This window comes from Klebsiella sp. 1SOBk5mer, from assembly GCF_046603115.1.
Lineage (GTDB): Bacteria > Pseudomonadota > Gammaproteobacteria > Enterobacterales > Enterobacteriaceae > Klebsiella > Klebsiella quasipneumoniae.
This window is the reverse complement of the sequence record NZ_JBKIUU010000005.1, coordinates 336372-354190: the sequence shown is the minus strand read 5'-3', so window position 1 is coordinate 354190 and position 17819 is coordinate 336372. Positions and strand designations below refer to the sequence as shown.

The following is a 17819-nucleotide window of genomic DNA, read 5'->3' as shown; positions in this document are numbered from 1 at the left end:
ATCAGGCCTCCCGGCTACGCGCACACATCATCGTCGCTTCGCAAACCACTTTACCGTCAACCAGCGCAACGCCTTTAAAACGGGTCAGGCCGCGGCGGGTTTTCTCGAAAGTGACTTCCATAATCATCTGATCGCCTGGTACTACCGGGCGTTTGAAACGTGCTTCATCGATACCCGCGAAGTAATACAGCTCGCCTGGTTCCAGTTTTCCAACGCTTTTGAATGCCAGAATCCCGGTGGCCTGCGCCATTGCTTCCAGAATCAGGACGCCCGGCAAAATCGGCTTACCAGGGAAATGCCCCTGGAAAAACGGCTCGTTTACAGAAACATTTTTTACTGCGCGCAGAAAACGACCTTCTTCAAAATCCAGCACGCGGTCTACCAGCAGGAACGGGTAACGGTGAGGCAGAAGTTCCAGAATCTCTTCAATGTGCAGAGTATGAGTGTCAGTAGTCAAAATACTCTTCCTGTCTAAATGTACTAAAAGGCAATAATAACACGGCCTGCGGCAATCTTTTAGCGAATGCAACAGGCCGGAAATGTCATGTGACCAAATGATGAATTAGTCTTGTTGATTAACCTTGCGCTCAATCGCTTTCAGGCGCTTGCTCATCTCGTCAATATTCATCACCAGCGCAGCGGTTTTACGCCACGCCTTGTTCGGCTGCAGCGGAATACCGGAGGAGTATACGCCAGGTTCGCTGATAGGACGCATCACCATCCCCATCCCCGTGACGGTGACCTTATCGCAGATTTCCATATGGCCGTTAATCACGCTGGCGCCGCCAATCATGCAGTAGCGGCCGATTTTCAGGCTGCCTGCCATGATGACACCGCCGGCAACCGCGGTATTGTCGCCAATCACCACGTTATGCGCAATCTGGCACTGGTTATCAATGATAACCCCGTTGCCAATCACGGTATCGTCCAGCGCGCCGCGGTCAATTGTGGTGCAGGCGCCGATCTCCACGCGATCGCCAATAATGACGCGACCCAGCTGCGGGATCTTCACCCAGTTGCCGCGATCGTTGGCGTAGCCGAAGCCATCCGCGCCGATCACCGTACTGGACTGGATCAGGCAATTCTCGCCGATCTCAATCTCATGGTAAACGGTCACATTGGCCCACAAACGCGAGCCGGCGCCTATTTTCGTATTTTTCCCAACGAAGCAGCCTGCGCCGATGACCACGTTATCGCCCAGCTCTACCCCGGATTCGATAACGGCGTTGGCGCCGATGGCAACGTTGCTACCCAGCTTCGCCGTCGGATCGATAACCGCGCTCGGCGCGATATCCTGTGCCGGCTGCGGCGTGGTATCCAGAATTTGAGCCATGCGCGCGTAGGTCAGGTAGGGATTACGCACTACCAGCGCGGCGCTATGGGCAAAAGGCAAATCATCCTGCGTCATCACAACGGCAGAAGCCTGGCAAGCGGCCAGGTGTTCACGGTACTTAGGGTTGACCATGAAAGTGATTTGGCCCGTTTTCGCGCTCTGCATGGACGCAACGCCGGTGATGACGATATCGCCATCACCGTGTAATTCTGCATCCAACTGCTGCGCAAGATCAGCCAGTCGAATTGAAGGCATTACTTATTTAACCTGTTTCAGCACATCAGCGGTGATGTCTTTTACATCGCTGCTGTTGTATGCAACGGCATTCGCGTCAACCACCAGATCGATGCTCTGATCTTTCGCTACGCTCTGTACGGCAGTCTGGATACGGGTCACCAGTTTGCCACGCTCTTCGTTGGAACGACGAGCGCGATCCTGTTCAAACGCCTGCGCTTTCTGGGAGAAGGTCTGGCGCTGAGCCATCACGTCTTTTTCCAGTTTGGTACGATCGGCGCCCGGCTTCATGGACTGCAGACGCTGCATTTTAGACTGCAGGTCGCCTTCCATACGCTGCAGTTCGCTAGCGCGGCCTTTGAACTCGTTTTCCAGCGTGTTGGAAACGCCAGTTTTCTGGGCAACCTGTTGGAACAGGCTGTTCATGTTCACCAGGGCAATTTTATCTGCCGCCTGAGCGGAAGTTACCATTGCCAAACCCAGACCTGCAGCTAATAACCACTTTTTCACAATAAACTCCTTACCATCCCATGAGTACCCAGGGGTACCGTTATTTGCGTGGCGAGGCGATAAACGCGTTATCGCCTACGGTCAGCGCTATACTGCACTTGCATTCCATTGCCGCCAACAATTACCAGGTTTTACCAATGTTAAACTGGAACTGTTCGGCTTTGTCTCCATCGTACTTTTTGAACGGTTGGGCGTAGGAGAAGACCAACGGCCCCAACGGCGACATCCACTGCACGGCAATACCCGCAGACATACGGATGTTGCTCGGATCGCTGTAATCCGGATAACCGCCATACGCGCTCGAATCCCAGTGAGTATCCCATACGGTACCCATATCCCAGAAGAAGGAAGTCCGGACCGAGTTCGCATATTTGTCACTAATGAACGGCGTCGGGGTAATCAGCTCCAGGCTGGCCACCGCCATCGCGTTACCGCCCACCGCATCATCGGATTTACACGGTGCGGATTCGGTGCTCTTACATTCATTATCGTAGCTGTCATCATCGTCATGACGGCTGCTTGCCGGGAAATACACTGCCTTCGGACCAATGGTGTTCGACTGGAAGCCACGCACGGTGCTGGAGCCACCGGCATAGAAGTTCTCATAGAACGGCATCTCTTTGCCGCCGATACCATCGCCATAGCCAAAGCGGGTACGACCCAGCACCACCCATTCATGATCGTTGTCGATCGGCACATAGGTGGCGGTATCCAACGTCGCTTTGTAGTATTCGTTGTCCGAACCCGGAATGGTCACTTTACCGTTCAGGTTGACGCGCGAACCTTCCGTTGGGAAGAAGCCGCGGTCAAGCTTGTTATAGGTCCAACCGTAGTTGAAGGTGAAGTCATTCGCACTGAACGAGTTCCGGTCGTTGGTGTTGTCCGGATACTGGCCCATCGAGTTCAGGTAACGCCACATCGCCACCTGCGGCTGCATATTGGACAGGGAGTTATGCACATACCCGACGCCGGCGCGCAGCGTGTTGTATTCGTTGACCGGGAAGCCCAGCGTGATGTCTGTACCATAGCTTTTGTTGGTATAGTCAGACAGATCCGCATCGTTCGCATCAAAGTCATTATAGAAGACACGGCCGCCGAGGCTCACACCGTCTACGGTGAAGTACGGGTTGGTCACCGACAGCTCGGTATAGGTTTGGTAGTCGTTTTTGGTGCCGTTGATCCCGACAGCATAGCCAGTACCTAACCAGTTATCCTGCTGAACGCCCGCCTGGAAGCTGACGCCGCTCTCGGTACCGTAACCGATACCGAAGTTGAAGCTACCGGTGTTACGCTCTTTCACCTTGTAGACTACGTCGACCTGGTCCGGGCTGCCCGGGACGCGCTGGGTATCGGTATCGACCGTTTCGAAGAAGCCTAAACGGTTGAGACGGTCTTTACCCTGATCGACGAGGTCGCTGCCCAGCCACGCGCCTTCCATCTGGCGCATTTCGCGGCGCAGAACGGCATCTTTGGAGGTGTCGTTGCCTTCGAAGCGAATTTTACGCACGTAATAGCGGTTGCCCGCGTCGACGTTGACGTGCAGCTTAACGGTTTTATCGCTGTCGTTGATCTCCGGCTGCGACTGCACGCGCGGGTAGGCGTAACCATAACGACCCAACAGTTTCTTGATGTCGTTTTCCATCTTGGTCACTTTCGCGCCGTTATACAGTTCACCCGGCTCGACTTTGGTCAGCGCTTCGATTTCCGCGGAATGGCCGGCGAGGTTGCCCGTCACCTGCACCCCGGAAAACTTGTACTGATCGCCTTCGGTGATGTTGACGGTGATGTAGATCCCTTTCTTATCCGGCGTCAGGCTGACCTGGGTAGAATCGATGTTGAAACGGGCATAGCCGCGATCCAGGTAGTAGCTGCGCAGGGTTTCAAGGTCGCCCGCCAGCTTCTGCTTCTGGTATTTACGGTCGCCGACCACGTTCCACCACGGCACTTCATCGCGCAGCTGGAAGTGGGAGATCAGCTCATCAGTCGAAAACGCATGGTTGCCGACGATGTTGATCTGCTGAATTTTAGCGGAGACGCCTTCCTGGAAGACCAGTTTCAGGTCGACACGGTTTCGCGGCAGCGGAGTAACCACCGCTTTGACGCTGGCGCTGTATTTACCGACGCTGTAGTAGAAATCCTCGAGACCCTTCTCGATGTCCGCGATGGTCGTGCGGTCAAGCGACTCGCCCACCCGAACGCCAGAGGCCTCAAGGTTCTGCTTGAGCATGTCATCTTTCACCGACCTGTTGCCGGAGAAAGTGATGCTGGCGATCGTCGGACGCTCTTTCACCTGCACCAGCAGGGTATCACCATCGCGCAGGACGCGGACGTCCTCGAAGTTGCCAGTGGCAAACAGCGCGCGAATAGTGTTACTGATATCATCGTCGGTCACCGTATCGCCAGGACGCACTGGCATACTGAGGAGGGCCGCACCAACAGCGACACGCTGCAAGCCTTCGAAATGAATGTCCTTCACCACGAACCCTTCAGCACCGTATACAGTCGCGCTGCTAAACAGCAGCGACGCTATGAGCAACTTTTTCATCGCCATCGTTATTATGCGTTCTTCCTAACAAACTCTCTTATAACCGAGAGAAATCATTGAAAAGTGCAAGCCCCATTAACAGCACCAGCAGTATTGAGCCAATGCGATAACTAAAGTCTTGAACTCGCTCGGATACCGGCCCGCCCTTCAGCTTTTCAATCGCCAAAAACAGCAGATGTCCCCCATCCAGTACGGGTAGTGGGAACAGGTTGATGATTCCGAGGTTCACGCTAATCAGCGCAAGGAACATCAGATAATAAATCAACCCAAACTCCGCTGACATTCCAGCCCCCTGAGCGATAGAGATCGGCCCACTGAGGTTGTTCAGTTTGACATCACCGGTTATCAATTTACCCAGCATCCTGACCGTCAGCGACATCAGCTGCCAGGTTTTATCCGTGGCTTCAGCGATGGCGGCAAACGGTCCGTACTGACGTACTGTCTTGTATTCTTCAGGCAGCGGGATGACCTTTGGCACCACCCCTGCGAACCCTTCTGCCTTACCTTTCACCGTTTTTGCATCCGGCGTCAGGGTTAACGGCAGCGCACTCCCCTGCCGTTCAATCTCCAGCGCCAGCGCTTTGCCCGGATTATCGCGCACCAGATTAACAAACGTCATCCACTGCGTTAACGGTTGTCCATCGACTTTAACGATCCGGTCGCCCGCTTGCAAACCTGCTTTCTGAGCTGCCGAGCCCGCCTGGACTTCCGCCAGCACCGTATCAATCTGCGCGCTGCGCGGCTGGATCCCTAGCGACGTCACGGGATCTTGCTTGTCTGGCTCAAACGCCCAGTGCCGCAGATCGACGATTTTATCCTGGCGCTGATTGGTCCCGAAAGGGGCGACGGTAAGTATTGTTTGCGGGTTGCCGATTTTGGCCACCAGCTGCAGACGCACCGCATCCCAATCAGGCGTTTCGATACCATCTATCGCTTTAAGTTCCGTGCCTTTTGCAATTTGTGCTTGCGCGGCAACCGAATTGGGCGTTATTTCACCCACTACCGGGCGAACGCCAGGAACGCCGATGATGAAGACCAGCCAGTAGGCAAAGATAGCGAAAAGGAAGTTAGCGATGGGACCGGCGGCAATCACCGCCGCACGCTGGCCGACGGTTTTATTATTGAAAGCGTAGTGGCGCATCTCCGGCGCCACCGCTTCAACACGCTCATCCAGCATCTTGACATAGCCGCCCAGCGGGATCAGGGCAATGACGAACTCCGTACCCTGCTTATCCATCCGCCGCCACAGCGCTTTGCCGAAGCCGATAGAAAAACGCTCAACCCGGATACCGCAGCGGCGCGCTACCCAAAAATGGCCAAACTCATGCACCGTAATCAGTACGCCAAGCGCAATGATAAAAGCTGCCAGATTCCAGAGCACGCTCAGCATATAACCTTCCGTCAAATCGTCCTGAAGACCAACAGTAGCAGACAGGCGAAGACCGGCACCGCCGCCGTCAGGCTGTCGATACGATCGAGAATACCGCCATGTCCGGGAATCAAGTGCCCGCTATCCTTAATGCCGGCCTCGCGCTTAAACATACTTTCCGTCAGATCGCCCAGCACCGAAGCCAGGGCTGCCACCACCGAACAGACCAGCAGCACCGTTGGCGTAACGTCAAGATGGGCCCACACCCCGTAGGCCCAGGAGATCACCGCCGCGGTCAGCAAACCGCCAAAAAAGCCCTGCCAGGTTTTCCCCGGCGAGACCTTCGGCGCCAGCTTGTGCTTGCCAAACATTTTGCCAAACATATAGGCGCCGGAGTCCGCGCCCCAGACCAGAATCATCACATACAGTAGCCACAGCGCGCCGCTGTAATGGTTATCGGTATAGTGCCAGGCGCGCAGCGCCAGCATGCCCCAGAAAAACGGGACGATGGTCAGGATACCGAAGATAAGGCGCAGCACTTTCGAGTGCCGCCAGAATGCCGCCGACGCCGGATAAGAGAGCACCAGCAGCAGCGCGACGATCCACCAGGCGAAAGAGGCCCACAGCGAGCCTTCAACCATCGGTTGATGAACGTCATAATGGTATTCCGGCAGCAAAAACAGCATCGCCGCCAGCAGAAGGCCGCACAACACCGCCAGCCAGACCCGCTGCGACGTCGAGGTGAAACCGCTCAGTTGCCCCCACTCCCACGCGGCGAGCATACAGACCACCAGGGTCACGATAGCAAACCCCATCGGCGGCAATAAAAACAGCGCCGCAATGACGACGGGGATTAAGACGAAAGCAGATATCAGGCGATACTTCAGCAAAAGTGACCCCCATCAGGCATGACTGCCACCCGGCTCAGTGCCGCCGAAACGACGCTCTCGATTAACAAAGGCATGGAGTGCACCTTCAAAGTCCTGTTCAGCAAAATCGGGCCAAAGAACATCCGTAAAGTAAAGTTCGGCATAGGCAATTTGCCAAATCAGAAAATTACTTATTCGGTGCTCTCCCCCGGTCCTAATAACTAAATCTACGGGAGCCAGTTCATGCATGCAGACCTGCTGACTCAGCATGTCTTCCGTGATCTGCTCAGGCAGCAGCGTCCCGTCCTGTACCTGTTTCGCCAGAAAACGAACGCCCTGGGTAATATCCCAGCGACCGCCGTAATTGGCCGCAATATTCAGCGTTAAGCCGGTATTGTTCGCGGTCAGCGCTTCCGCTTTGCGGATACGCTCCTGCAGGCGCGCATTGAAGCGCGTGGTGTCGCCAATAATCCGCAAACGCACATTGTGTCGGTGCAGGCTTTTGACTTCGCTATCCAGCGCCCAGACGAACAGCTCCATCAGCGCACTGACTTCCTGAGCCGGACGGTTCCAGTTTTCGCTGCTGAACGCGTATAACGTTAACGCCTCAATTCCATTATTCGCCGCGAAAGAGACCGCGCGACGCACGGATTTCGCACCGGCCTTGTGCCCGAAAGCGCGAATTTTACCTTGCCGTTTCGCCCAACGGCCGTTGCCATCCATAATAATGGCGACATGACGGCAGCCATGTGTAGGCGATATTTCGCTGACAGTTTGATTAGCAGACAACATCACGCGTTTTAAGTCCATAATAAGGATTAACTAGCCACCAAACAGAGGCCACCGGGCCGCGCTGGATACGCATTTTTATCCGGTGCCGGGGCTGCAGCCAATCGCAGAGAACAACCAAAAGCTTTACGCAAAAAAGCCGTGTTTTGCCACGGCCACCGTAATCTTCAACAACAAAATGCAACGATCGGGTGGCGCAGACTATATCACTGAAGCTTTGCGCCCACAAATATCACCGCGTTACGCCTGGGTGACCAACCGCTTTAGCTGTTGATGAGCAACCGCGCGGGCCTCAGCGTCGATAACCAGAACGTCATCAATGCTTTGCGGCTCCAGCAGGTTCATCTTATCCAGCACCGCCAGGTTAACCGCCGCAATATCGGTAAAGCGGATATCGCCCTGCAGAAACGCGGCAACCGACTCTTCATTGGCCGCATTCAGCGTGGTGGTCGCCGCCTGGCCGACGTCAAACGCCTCCATCGCCAGCTTCAGGCACGGATACCGCGTATAGTCTGGCGCGGAGAAGCTCAGATTGCTCAGCTGACAGAAGTCCAGCGGCTTAGCGCCGGAGTTCAGCCGCTGCGGCCAGCCCATGGTATGGGCGATCGGCGTGCGCATATCCGGTTCCCCAAGCTGCGCCAGCACGCTGCCGTCCTGATAGCGAACCATCGAGTGGATCACCGACTGCGGATGGATAAGGACCTCCATCTGCCGGGCCGAGGCGTTAAACAGCCAGCGCGCTTCAATATATTCCAGACCTTTATTCATCATCGTGGCGGAGTCGACGGAGATCTTGCGTCCCATCGACCAGTTGGGATGACGGCAGGCCTGATCCGGCGTCATCGCCGCCAGTTCAGCTACCGCTGTCTCGCGGAAAGGCCCGCCCGAGCCGGTCAGCAGAATGGACGAAACGCCATTCTGCGCCAGGTCAGCGTATCCCAGATGCTGCTGAATTGTCTCCGGCATACTCTGAAAAATCGCGTTATGTTCGCTGTCGACCGGCAGCAATCGCGCCCCCGACCGTTGAACCGCCTCCATGAACAAGCGACCGCAGGTCACCAGCGACTCTTTATTTGCTAACAACACCGTTTTTCCGGCGCGGATCGCCGCCAGCGTCGGCACCAGACCCGCCGCGCCGACGATAGCCGCCATCACCTGATCGACCTCCTCCAGCGCCGCGACCTCTGCCGCCGCCTGCTGGCCGCTCAGCACCTCGGTACGGCAGCCATGTTCCTGCAGACGGGTGCGCAACCGCTCAGCGCTTTGCGCATCGTCCATCACGGCGTAACGGGGGGTAAATTCAAGGCATTGTTCAACCATACGGTCAACGTTTTTCCCCGCGACCAGCGCGGCGACGGAAAAGCGACCGGGATTATGGCGTACCACGTCCAGCGTGCTACAGCCAATGGAGCCGGTCGAACCGAGAACGGTTAATTGCTTCATGAGACGTCCAGAAGAGTGGAAACAGAATAAAAAGCAAAACGCCGCCAGCAAGCCCCTACGCAGCAATTATCAGGGATAAGACGGCGGCATCAGGCCTTCAACTTAGCGCTAAAGGCTACAAGGCCAGCGGTCGCAACGCAATCCCGAGAATTGAGCGTACAGTCTTCTGTACGGCGTTTCGGATTTTACTCAGGCCAGACGCTGTCAGGCCCGAGTAAGGGCAGAGCATCAGAACTGCATCAGTTCCGCTTCTTTGTCTGCCAGCGCCGCGTCAACTTTCTTGATGGCGGCGTCAGTCATTTTCTGCACGTCGTCCTGAGAACGGCGATCGTCATCCTCGCTGATCTCTTTCTCTTTCAGCAGCGCTTTGACTTTGTCGTTGGCGTCGCGGCGAACGTTACGTACGGCAACGCGCGCCTGTTCAGCTTCACCACGCACGATCTTGGTCAGATCTTTACGACGCTCTTCGGTCAGCGGCGGCAGCGGAACACGAATATCGCTACCGGCAGAGCTTGGGTTCAGACCGAGGTCGGACGCCATGATCGCTTTTTCAACAGCCGCGGACATAGAACGGTCAAAGACGTTGATTTTCAGGGTACGGGAGTCTTCGACGGTGACGCTGGCCAGCTGGCGCAGCGGGGTCGGCGTACCGTAGTATTCAACAACAATCCCGTCCAGCAGGCTCGGAGAAGCACGACCCGTGCGAATTTTGCTGATTTGGTTTTTGAATGCTTCGACGCATTTTTCCATGCGGATTTCAGCATCTTTTCTGATATCGCTAATCACGTTACGAATCCTTGAAAGCTTGTCTCAGTCAGACCAGACGGGGCACCCGTCGGAAAATGAGCTAAGTATAGTCAGATTTAATGAAAATCACCGGGTAATATCCCCGCGAAAGTAAAGCGGAATCTTACCCGGATTTGGCGCTGACGGGAATTATTCCGTGATCAATGTGCCTTCTTTTTCGCCCATCACCACGCGACGCAGCGCGCCAGGTTTGTTCATGTTGAAGACGCGAATCGGCAATTTATGGTCACGCGCCAGGGTGAAGGCCGCCAGATCCATCACTTTCAGCTCTTTTTCCAGCACTTCGCTGTAGGTCAGCTGATCGTACATCGTGGCGGAAGGATCTTTGGCCGGATCGGCGGTGAATACGCCGTCAACCTTGGTGGCTTTCAGCACCACATCGGCTTCAATTTCAATCCCGCGCAGGCAGGCTGCGGAATCGGTGGTAAAGAACGGGTTGCCGGTACCCGCGGAAAGGATCACCACGCGGTTGTTGCGCAGCAGGCTGATCGCCTCTGCCCAGCTGTAGTTGTCGCACACGCCGTTCAGCGGAATGGCGGACATCAAACGAGCGTTCACATAGGCGCGGTGGAGCGCATCGCGCATCGCGAGGCCATTCATAACCGTAGCCAGCATGCCCATGTGGTCGCCCACAACGCGGTTCATACCCGCTTTCGCCAGACCAGCACCACGGAACAGGTTACCGCCACCAATTACTACGCCAACCTGAATACCCAGCTCAACCAGCTCTTTGATCTCTTGAGCCATGCGGTCAAGTATGCTTGCATCAATACCGAAGCCTTCTGAGCCCTGCAGCGCTTCGCCACTTAATTTCAGCAGAATACGTTTGTAGACGGGTTTTGCATTGGTAGCCATGTTTCTTTCCTGAGACTGTCAACGAATGAGATGTGAGAATTCCGGCGACATTGTATGTCGCATTTCAGCGCGGTCACTATAAGCAGTTGGCTGAATTTACAAAATGGGCGCAAAAAGAAGCCGCCCTCAGGCGGCTCCTTGTAAAAATTAAGACTGCTTGGACATCGCAGCAACTTCTGCTGCAAAGTCAGTCTCAACTTTCTCGATGCCTTCGCCCACTTCAAAGCGGATGAAGCCAGTCACGTCAGCGTTGTGCTCTTTCAGCAGCTGACCAACAGATTTGCTCGGCTCCATGACGAAAGGCTGACCAGTCAGAGAAACTTCGCCGGTGAATTTCTTCATGCGGCCTTCAACCATTTTCTCTGCGATTTCTTTCGGCTTACCGGACTGCATCGCGATGTCCAGCTGAACCTGGTACTCTTTCTCTACCACTTCAGCAGACACGTCTTCCGGCTTAACGAATTCCGGCTTGCTTGCGGCAACGTGCATTGCCAGCTGCTTAACCAGCTCTTCGTCAGCGCCTTTAGCGGCAACCAGAACGCCGATGCGCGCACCGTGCTGGTAGCTGCCCAGAACGTCGCCTTCCAGAACAGCGATACGACGGATGTTGATGTTCTCACCGATTTTAGCAACCAGGGCAACACGTTCTTCTTCGAACTGCGCTTTCAGAACTTCAACGTCGGAGATTTTACCCGCAACAGCGGCGTCCAGTACTTTGTCAGCAAATGCCTGGAAACCACCATCTTTAGCAACGAAGTCAGTCTGGCAGTTAACTTCCAGGATGTAACCGTAGTTGCCTTCGATTTTGGTTTTGATCACGCCGTCAGCAGCCACGTTGCCTGCTTTCTTCGCCGCTTTGATCGCGCCGGATTTACGCATGTTTTCGATTGCCAGCTCGATGTCGCCATTCGCTTCAGTCAGCGCTTTTTTGCAATCCATCATGCCTGCGCCAGTACGTTCGCGCAGCTCTTTTACCAGGGAAGCGGTAATTTCAGCCATTCTAAAATCCTCGGGAGATGTGGATACTGCCCGGCCAACGGCCAAACAGCGTAAATTGAAAAAAGGGGCCGATAATGGGCCCCTATTCATACACGGTACTAATAAGGGCTTAAACCTTATTATTCAGCTTCTACGAAGCTTTCTTCCGCCTGAGAAGCCAGGTCCTGAGAGCGACCTTCACGAACGGTAGCAGCAACAGCGCCCAGGTACAGGCTTACTGCGCGGATTGCATCGTCGTTACCCGGGATAACGAAGTCTACGCCGTCCGGATCAGAGTTGGTATCAACGATAGCAAATACCGGGATGCCCAGGTTGTTTGCTTCTTTGATAGCGATGTGCTCGTGGTCAGCGTCGATAACGAACAGTGCGTCCGGCAGGCCGCCCATGTCTTTGATACCGCCCAGGCTGTTTTCCAGCTTGTCCAGCTCACGAGTACGCATCAGCGCTTCTTTTTTGGTCAGCTTGTCGAAAGTACCGTCCTGGGACTGAGTTTCCAGGTCTTTCAGACGTTTGATGGACTGACGAACGGTTTTCCAGTTAGTCAGCATACCGCCCAGCCAGCGATGGTTCACGAAGAACTGGTCGCAGCTCAGAGCAGCGTCTTTTACCGCTTCGCTTGCAGCGCGCTTAGTACCAACGAAAAGGATTTTACCTTTACGAGCAGCGATCTTGTTCAGTTCAGCCAGAGCGTCGTTGAACATCGGTACGGTTTTCTCAAGGTTGATGATGTGAACTTTGTTACGCGCACCGAAGATGAACGGCTTCATTTTCGGGTTCCAGTAACGGGTCTGGTGACCGAAGTGAACACCAGCCTTGAGCATGTCGCGCATGGAAACAGTTGCCATGTTTAAAACCTCTATAGATTAAATTGGGGTTATGCCTCCACGTATCCCATATTACCGACCCCGAAGGGCACCCCGGAATATGTGCCGATACGTGTGTGTTATTACACAAAGTGAGCGATGTCGCTTACGTCCCATCCTTGTGTATCTGAGATGGAACGGAAGTCCGGCGCGCTTTATATCACAAAATCCATCCAGACACCAACTCTTGTTGACGTCACGTGCTGTTAATGATTCTCAGTTTGGCACCAGCCTACCCGGACTGTTACCATTGACAGGACTTACTCTATTATTGTCGAAAATATCGACACTGCTGGACATACTCCATGGCTATCTCTATTAAGACATCTGAAGATATTGAAAAAATGCGCGTTGCCGGTCGTCTGGCCGCTGAAGTGCTGGAAATGATCGAACCCTGGGTTAAGCCGGGCGTCAGCACTGGCGAACTGGACCGTATCTGTAACGACTATATCGTTAACGAGCAGAAGGCCATTTCCGCCTGTCTCGGCTATCACGGCTATCCGAAATCCGTCTGCATTTCGGTTAACGAAGTGGTCTGTCACGGTATCCCTGACGACGGCAAGCTGCTGAAAGATGGCGATATCGTGAATATCGACGTGACCGTCATTAAAGATGATTTCCATGGCGATACCTCCAAAATGTTTATCGTCGGCAAACCGACGATTCTCGGCGAGCGCCTGTGCCGCATCACTCAGGAAAGCCTGTACCTGGCGCTGAAGATGGTGAAGCCGGGCATCAACCTGCGCACCATCGGCGCGGCGATCCAGAAATATGTGGAAGCGGAAGGGTTCTCCGTGGTTCGCGAATACTGTGGTCACGGCATCGGCCGCGGCTTCCATGAAGAGCCGCAGGTGCTGCACTACGACTCGCCGGAAACCAACGTCGTGCTCAAACCAGGCATGACCTTCACCATCGAGCCGATGGTCAACGCCGGTAAAAAAGAGATCCGCAGCATGAAAGACGGCTGGACGGTGAAAACCAAAGACCGGAGCTTGTCTGCGCAGTACGAGCATACTATTGTGGTGACAGACAACGGCTGCGAAATTCTGACGCTACGTAAGGATGACACCATCCCGGCGATAATCTCGCACGATGAATGATGAAAAGCCGGCGCCCGCCGGCTTTTTTATTAGATAGTTTTTTCTTATGGTGACGCGATGAGCAACTCATTACCTGACACAGCCTCCCCCCTTCTGCCCATCCCGCCGGAACATCCGGTGAGCTGGCCGCAGGGCGATCTGAACTGTGCTGCAATTAAGGCGCACATCGATACCTTTCAGCACTGGCTGGGCGAGGCGTTTGACGCCGGTATCGCCGCGGAGCAGCTCATTGCGGCGCGCACCGAATTTATCGACCAGCTGCTGCAGCGGTTGTGGATCGCCTGCGGCTTTGAATCCGTCTGCGACCTGGCGCTGGTGGCCGTCGGCGGCTATGGCCGCGGCGAGCTGCATCCGCTCTCTGACGTCGATCTGCTGATCCTCAGCCGCAAAAAGCTGCCGGACGACCAGGCGCAAAAGGTCGGCGAACTGCTGACGCTGCTGTGGGACGTCAAACTGGAGGTAGGCCACAGCGTGCGCACTCTCGAAGAGTGTCTGCTGGAAGGGCTTTCGGATCTCACCGTCGCCACCAACTTAATCGAATCGCGCCTGCTGATCGGCGACGTCGCGCTGTTCCTTGAACTGCAAAAACATATTTTTAGCGACGGCTTCTGGCCATCAGAAAAGTTCTTCGCCGCGAAAGTCGAAGAGCAGAACGTCCGTCATCAGCGCTATCACGGCACCAGCTATAACCTCGAGCCGGACGTGAAAAGCAGCCCCGGCGGCCTGCGCGATATCCATACGCTACAGTGGGTGGCTCGCCGCCATTTCGGCGCCACCTCGATGGATGAGATGGTCGGCTTCGGCTTTCTGACCGAAGCCGAGCGCAATGAGCTCAACGAGTGTCTGCACCAGCTGTGGCGTATCCGCTTCGCGCTGCATCTCGAACTCACTCGCTATGACAACCGCCTGCTTTTCGACCGCCAGCTCAGCGTCGCCCGCCGGCTCGGCTATGAAGGCGACGGCAACCAGCCGATTGAGCATATGATGAAGGACTTCTTCCGCGTCACCCGCCGGGTGAGTGAGCTGAACCAGATGCTGCTGCAGCTGTTTGAAGAGGCCATCCTCGCCCTGACCGAGGATGAAAAACCGCGCCCGATCGATGATGATTTCCAGCTGCGCGGCACGCTGATCGATCTGCGTGACGATACGCTGTTTATTCGCGAGCCGCAGGCCATTCTGCGCATGTTTTATATCATGGTGCGCAACAGCACCATCACCGGCATCTACTCCACGACGTTGCGCCATCTGCGTCACGCCCGCCGCCATCTGACCCAGCCGCTGTGCTATATCCCGGAGGCGCGCACGCTCTTTCTCAGCATGCTGCGCCATCAGGGGGCAGTGAGTCGCGGACTGCTGCCGATGCATCGTCACAGCGTGCTGTGGGCCTATATGCCGCAGTGGTCTCATATCGTCGGCCAGATGCAGTTCGACCTGTTTCACGCCTACACCGTCGATGAACACACCATCCGCGTGATGCTCAAGCTGGAGAGCTTTGCTAAAGAAGAGACCCGTAGCCGCCACCCGCTGTGCGTGGAACTGTGGCCGCGCTTAACGCACCCGGAGCTGATTTTAATCGCCGCCCTGTTCCACGACATCGCCAAAGGGCGCGGCGGCGACCACTCGATCCTCGGCGCACAGGATGTGCTGAAATTTGCCGAACTGCACGGGCTGAACTCCCGTGAAACGCAGCTGGTCGCCTGGCTGGTGCGTCACCACCTGCTGATGTCGGTCACCGCCCAGCGGCGCGATATTCAGGATCCGGAAGTGATTAAGCAGTTCGCCGAGGAGGTGCAAACGGAAAATCGCCTGCGCTATCTGGTGTGCCTGACCGTCGCCGATATCTGCGCCACCAACGAAACCCTGTGGAACAGCTGGAAGCAGAGCCTGCTGCGCGAACTCTATTTCGCCACTGAAAAACAGCTGCGTCGCGGCATGCAAAGCACCCCGGACATGCGCGAACGGGTGCGTCACCATCAGCTGCAGGCGCTGGCCCTGCTGCGGATGGACAATATTAATGAAGAGGCGCTGCATCAAATCTGGAACCGCTGCCGCGCCAACTATTTCGTGCGACATACGCCGACGCAGCTCGCCTGGCACGCCCGCAACCTGCTGCGCCACGATCTGAATAAGCCGATGATCCTCCTGAGCTCGCAGGCCACTCGCGGCGGAACGGAGATTTTTATCTGGAGCCCGGATCGCCCTTACCTGTTCGCCGCGGTGTGTGGCGAACTGGACCGTCGCAACCTCAGCGTCCACGACGCGCAGATCTTCACCACCCGCGACGGCATGGCGATGGATACCTTTATCGTCCTTGAGCCTGACGGCAGTCCGCTGTCCGCCGACCGCCACGAGGCGATCCGCCAGGGTCTGGAACAGACCATCACCCAGCGCAGTTGGGAGCCCCCGGCGCCCCGTCGTCAGGCGGCAAAGCTGCGTCATTTTTCGGTGGACACCGAGGTGAATTTCCTGCCGACCCATACCGATCGCAAATCGTTTCTCGAGCTGATTGCCCTTGACCAGCCCGGGCTGCTCGCCCGCGTCGGTCAGGTGTTCGCCGACCTCGGAATTTCGCTTCACGGGGCGCGAATTACGACAATTGGTGAGCGAGTAGAAGATTTATTTATAATCGCTACCGCCGACCGGCGTGCCCTTAATAATGAGCTGCAACAAGAAGTGCAACAACGGTTGACAGCGGCCCTCAATCCAAACGATAAAGGGTGACGTATTTTTTTTAGTGAATGGAAAGAAACAATGCAGCAGTTACAGAACGTTATTGAGTCCGCCTTTGAGCGTCGCGCCGACATCACGCCGGCCAATGTGGATACCGTGACCCGCGAAGCGGTTAACCAGGTTATTGCCCTTCTGGATTCCGGCGCGCTGCGCGTCGCTGAGAAGATCGACGGTCAGTGGGTGACGCATCAGTGGCTGAAGAAGGCGGTACTGCTCTCTTTCCGTATTAACGATAACCAGGTTATCGATGGTGCGGAAAGCCGCTACTTCGATAAAGTACCGATGAAATTCGCTGACTATGACGAAGCGCGTTTCCAGAAAGAAGGTTTCCGCGTGGTGCCGCCGGCAGCGGTGCGCCAGGGCGCGTTCATCGCCCGTAACACCGTGCTGATGCCGTCCTACGTTAACATCGGCGCCTACGTTGACGAAGGCACCATGGTTGACACCTGGGCCACCGTCGGCTCCTGCGCGCAGATCGGTAAAAACGTTCACCTGTCCGGCGGCGTCGGCATCGGTGGCGTACTGGAGCCGCTGCAGGCGAACCCGACCATCATCGAAGATAACTGCTTCATCGGCGCGCGCTCTGAAGTAGTTGAAGGGGTGATTGTCGAAGAAGGCTCCGTGATCTCCATGGGCGTTTACCTGGGTCAGAGCACCAAAATCTACGATCGCGAAACCGGCGAAGTCTTCTACGGCCGCGTGCCGGCTGGCTCGGTAGTGGTGTCAGGCAACCTGCCGTCGAAAGATGGTAAATACAGTCTGTACTGCGCAGTGATCGTGAAGAAAGTCGATGCTAAAACTCGCGGCAAGGTCGGCATTAACGAACTGCTGCGCACCATCGACTAAAGCAAATAAAAAGCGGGAGATATCCCGCTTTTTTTATATTTGATGCTGGCGAGAATGGATTTTTTCGTTAATTATTCAATGGTTATGATGCTATCAAAGGTACCGTTATGTACGATAATCTGAAAAGTCTTGGCATTACCAACCCTGATGAGATCGATCGCTATAGCCTGCGGCAGGAAGCTAACAACGACATTCTGAAAATCTATTTTCAGAAAGACAAAGGCGAATTCTTCGCCAAGAGCGTGAAGTTCAAATATCCGCGTCAGCGCAAAACCGTCGTCGCCGACGGCGTCGGCCAGGGCTACAAAGAGGTCCAGGAGATCAGCCCCAATCTGCGCTACGTCATCGATGAGCTGGATCAGATCTGCCAGCGCGATCGCACTGAAATCGATCTCAAGCGTAAAATCCTCGACGATTTACGCCATCTGGAAAGCGTGGTCACCAATAAGATCAGCGAAATCGAAGCCGATCTGGAAAAGCTCACCCGTAAGTAAGCGCATCCCCGGCGGCGCGTCGCCTGACCGGGC

Annotated in this window: 16 protein-coding genes; 4 read left to right on the top strand and 12 right to left on the bottom strand. The window is 55.4% G+C overall.

Features of this window, described 5'->3' with window-relative positions:
- Position 1: 1 nt before the first annotated feature.
- The 12 genes from fabZ to rpsB all read right to left on the bottom strand — a co-directional run bounded on the left by fabZ (position 2) and on the right by rpsB (position 12598).
- Entirely contained in the window at positions 2-457 is a 456-nt protein-coding gene (fabZ, locus tag ACLH1U_RS14480; RefSeq protein ID WP_004145858.1) for a 3-hydroxyacyl-ACP dehydratase FabZ, read from the bottom strand.
- Positions 458-562: 105 nt separating this feature from the next.
- Positions 563-1588, bottom strand: a complete 1026-nt coding sequence (gene lpxD / locus ACLH1U_RS14475) for a UDP-3-O-(3-hydroxymyristoyl)glucosamine N-acyltransferase (protein ID WP_032452898.1) — start codon at positions 1586-1588, stop codon at positions 563-565.
- A 3-nt stretch (positions 1589-1591) separates the two neighbouring features.
- Positions 1592-2077: a molecular chaperone Skp gene (gene skp / locus ACLH1U_RS14470; protein WP_002889325.1), complete on the bottom strand. Its 486-nt coding sequence runs from the start codon at positions 2075-2077 to the stop codon at positions 1592-1594.
- Positions 2078-2198: 121 nt separating this feature from the next.
- Positions 2199-4628: an outer membrane protein assembly factor BamA gene (gene bamA / locus ACLH1U_RS14465; RefSeq protein WP_411299311.1), complete on the bottom strand. Its 2430-nt coding sequence runs from the start codon at positions 4626-4628 to the stop codon at positions 2199-2201.
- A gap of 31 nt (positions 4629-4659) precedes the next feature.
- A complete protein-coding gene (gene rseP / locus ACLH1U_RS14460; protein ID WP_004204451.1) occupies positions 4660-6012 on the bottom strand; it encodes a sigma E protease regulator RseP in 1353 nt (450 codons plus the stop codon).
- Between the two features lie 11 nt (positions 6013-6023).
- Positions 6024-6881: a phosphatidate cytidylyltransferase gene (cdsA, locus tag ACLH1U_RS14455; protein ID WP_023292047.1), complete on the bottom strand. Its 858-nt coding sequence runs from the start codon at positions 6879-6881 to the stop codon at positions 6024-6026.
- A 12-nt stretch (positions 6882-6893) separates the two neighbouring features.
- Positions 6894-7652, bottom strand: a complete 759-nt coding sequence (gene ispU, locus ACLH1U_RS14450) for a (2E,6E)-farnesyl-diphosphate-specific ditrans,polycis-undecaprenyl-diphosphate synthase (protein ID WP_032429282.1) — start codon at positions 7650-7652, stop codon at positions 6894-6896.
- A 237-nt stretch (positions 7653-7889) separates the two neighbouring features.
- Positions 7890-9092 (bottom strand): 1-deoxy-D-xylulose-5-phosphate reductoisomerase, encoded by a 1203-nt coding sequence (gene ispC / locus ACLH1U_RS14445; RefSeq protein ID WP_044521082.1) that lies wholly within the window; start codon positions 9090-9092, stop codon positions 7890-7892.
- Positions 9093-9320: 228 nt separating this feature from the next.
- Positions 9321-9878, bottom strand: coding sequence for a ribosome recycling factor (frr, locus tag ACLH1U_RS14440; protein ID WP_002889308.1), 558 nt, complete (start codon positions 9876-9878; stop codon positions 9321-9323).
- A 150-nt stretch (positions 9879-10028) separates the two neighbouring features.
- On the bottom strand, positions 10029-10754 hold the full coding sequence (gene pyrH, locus ACLH1U_RS14435; RefSeq protein ID WP_002889306.1) for a UMP kinase: 726 nt from the start codon (positions 10752-10754) through the stop codon (positions 10029-10031).
- 147 nt (positions 10755-10901) lie between these two features.
- Entirely contained in the window at positions 10902-11753 is an 852-nt protein-coding gene (gene tsf / locus ACLH1U_RS14430) for a translation elongation factor Ts (protein ID WP_004151930.1), read from the bottom strand.
- A 119-nt stretch (positions 11754-11872) separates the two neighbouring features.
- Positions 11873-12598 (bottom strand): 30S ribosomal protein S2, encoded by a 726-nt coding sequence (rpsB, locus tag ACLH1U_RS14425; protein ID WP_004204447.1) that lies wholly within the window; start codon positions 12596-12598, stop codon positions 11873-11875.
- A 323-nt stretch (positions 12599-12921) separates the two neighbouring features.
- On the opposite strand from rpsB, the gene map reads away from it, so the two are divergent.
- From map to ACLH1U_RS14405, 4 genes are all read left to right on the top strand, one after another.
- The gene (map, locus tag ACLH1U_RS14420; RefSeq protein WP_004204446.1) at positions 12922-13716 is read left to right on the top strand and encodes a type I methionyl aminopeptidase; all 795 of its coding nucleotides are present in this window, start codon (positions 12922-12924) and stop codon (positions 13714-13716) included.
- A 57-nt stretch (positions 13717-13773) separates the two neighbouring features.
- Entirely contained in the window at positions 13774-16437 is a 2664-nt protein-coding gene (gene glnD, locus ACLH1U_RS14415) for a bifunctional uridylyltransferase/uridylyl-removing protein GlnD (protein WP_023292044.1), read from the top strand.
- 30 nt (positions 16438-16467) lie between these two features.
- Entirely contained in the window at positions 16468-17292 is an 825-nt protein-coding gene (dapD, locus tag ACLH1U_RS14410; protein WP_002889295.1) for a 2,3,4,5-tetrahydropyridine-2,6-dicarboxylate N-succinyltransferase, read from the top strand.
- Between the two features lie 107 nt (positions 17293-17399).
- Entirely contained in the window at positions 17400-17786 is a 387-nt protein-coding gene (locus ACLH1U_RS14405; protein ID WP_002889292.1) for a DUF3461 family protein, read from the top strand.
- The last annotated feature ends 33 nt before the right edge of the window (positions 17787-17819 follow it).

Coding starts and splice junctions, on each gene's coding strand:
- rpsB (WP_004204447.1), bottom strand. CDS start 12,598: ATGGCAACTGTTTCCATGCGCGACATGCTCAAGGCTGGTGTTCACTTC.
- dapD (WP_002889295.1), top strand. CDS start 16,468: ATGCAGCAGTTACAGAACGTTATTGAGTCCGCCTTTGAGCGTCGCGCC.
- rseP (WP_004204451.1), bottom strand. CDS start 6,012: ATGCTGAGCGTGCTCTGGAATCTGGCAGCTTTTATCATTGCGCTTGGC.
- ispC (WP_044521082.1), bottom strand. CDS start 9,092: ATGAAGCAATTAACCGTTCTCGGTTCGACCGGCTCCATTGGCTGTAGC.
- bamA (WP_411299311.1), bottom strand. CDS start 4,628: ATGGCGATGAAAAAGTTGCTCATAGCGTCGCTGCTGTTTAGCAGCGCG.
- pyrH (WP_002889306.1), bottom strand. CDS start 10,754: ATGGCTACCAATGCAAAACCCGTCTACAAACGTATTCTGCTGAAATTA.
- map (WP_004204446.1), top strand. CDS start 12,922: ATGGCTATCTCTATTAAGACATCTGAAGATATTGAAAAAATGCGCGTT.
- ACLH1U_RS14405 (WP_002889292.1), top strand. CDS start 17,400: ATGTACGATAATCTGAAAAGTCTTGGCATTACCAACCCTGATGAGATC.
- tsf (WP_004151930.1), bottom strand. CDS start 11,753: ATGGCTGAAATTACCGCTTCCCTGGTAAAAGAGCTGCGCGAACGTACT.
- lpxD (WP_032452898.1), bottom strand. CDS start 1,588: ATGCCTTCAATTCGACTGGCTGATCTTGCGCAGCAGTTGGATGCAGAA.
- glnD (WP_023292044.1), top strand. CDS start 13,774: ATGAGCAACTCATTACCTGACACAGCCTCCCCCCTTCTGCCCATCCCG.
- ispU (WP_032429282.1), bottom strand. CDS start 7,652: ATGTTGTCTGCTAATCAAACTGTCAGCGAAATATCGCCTACACATGGC.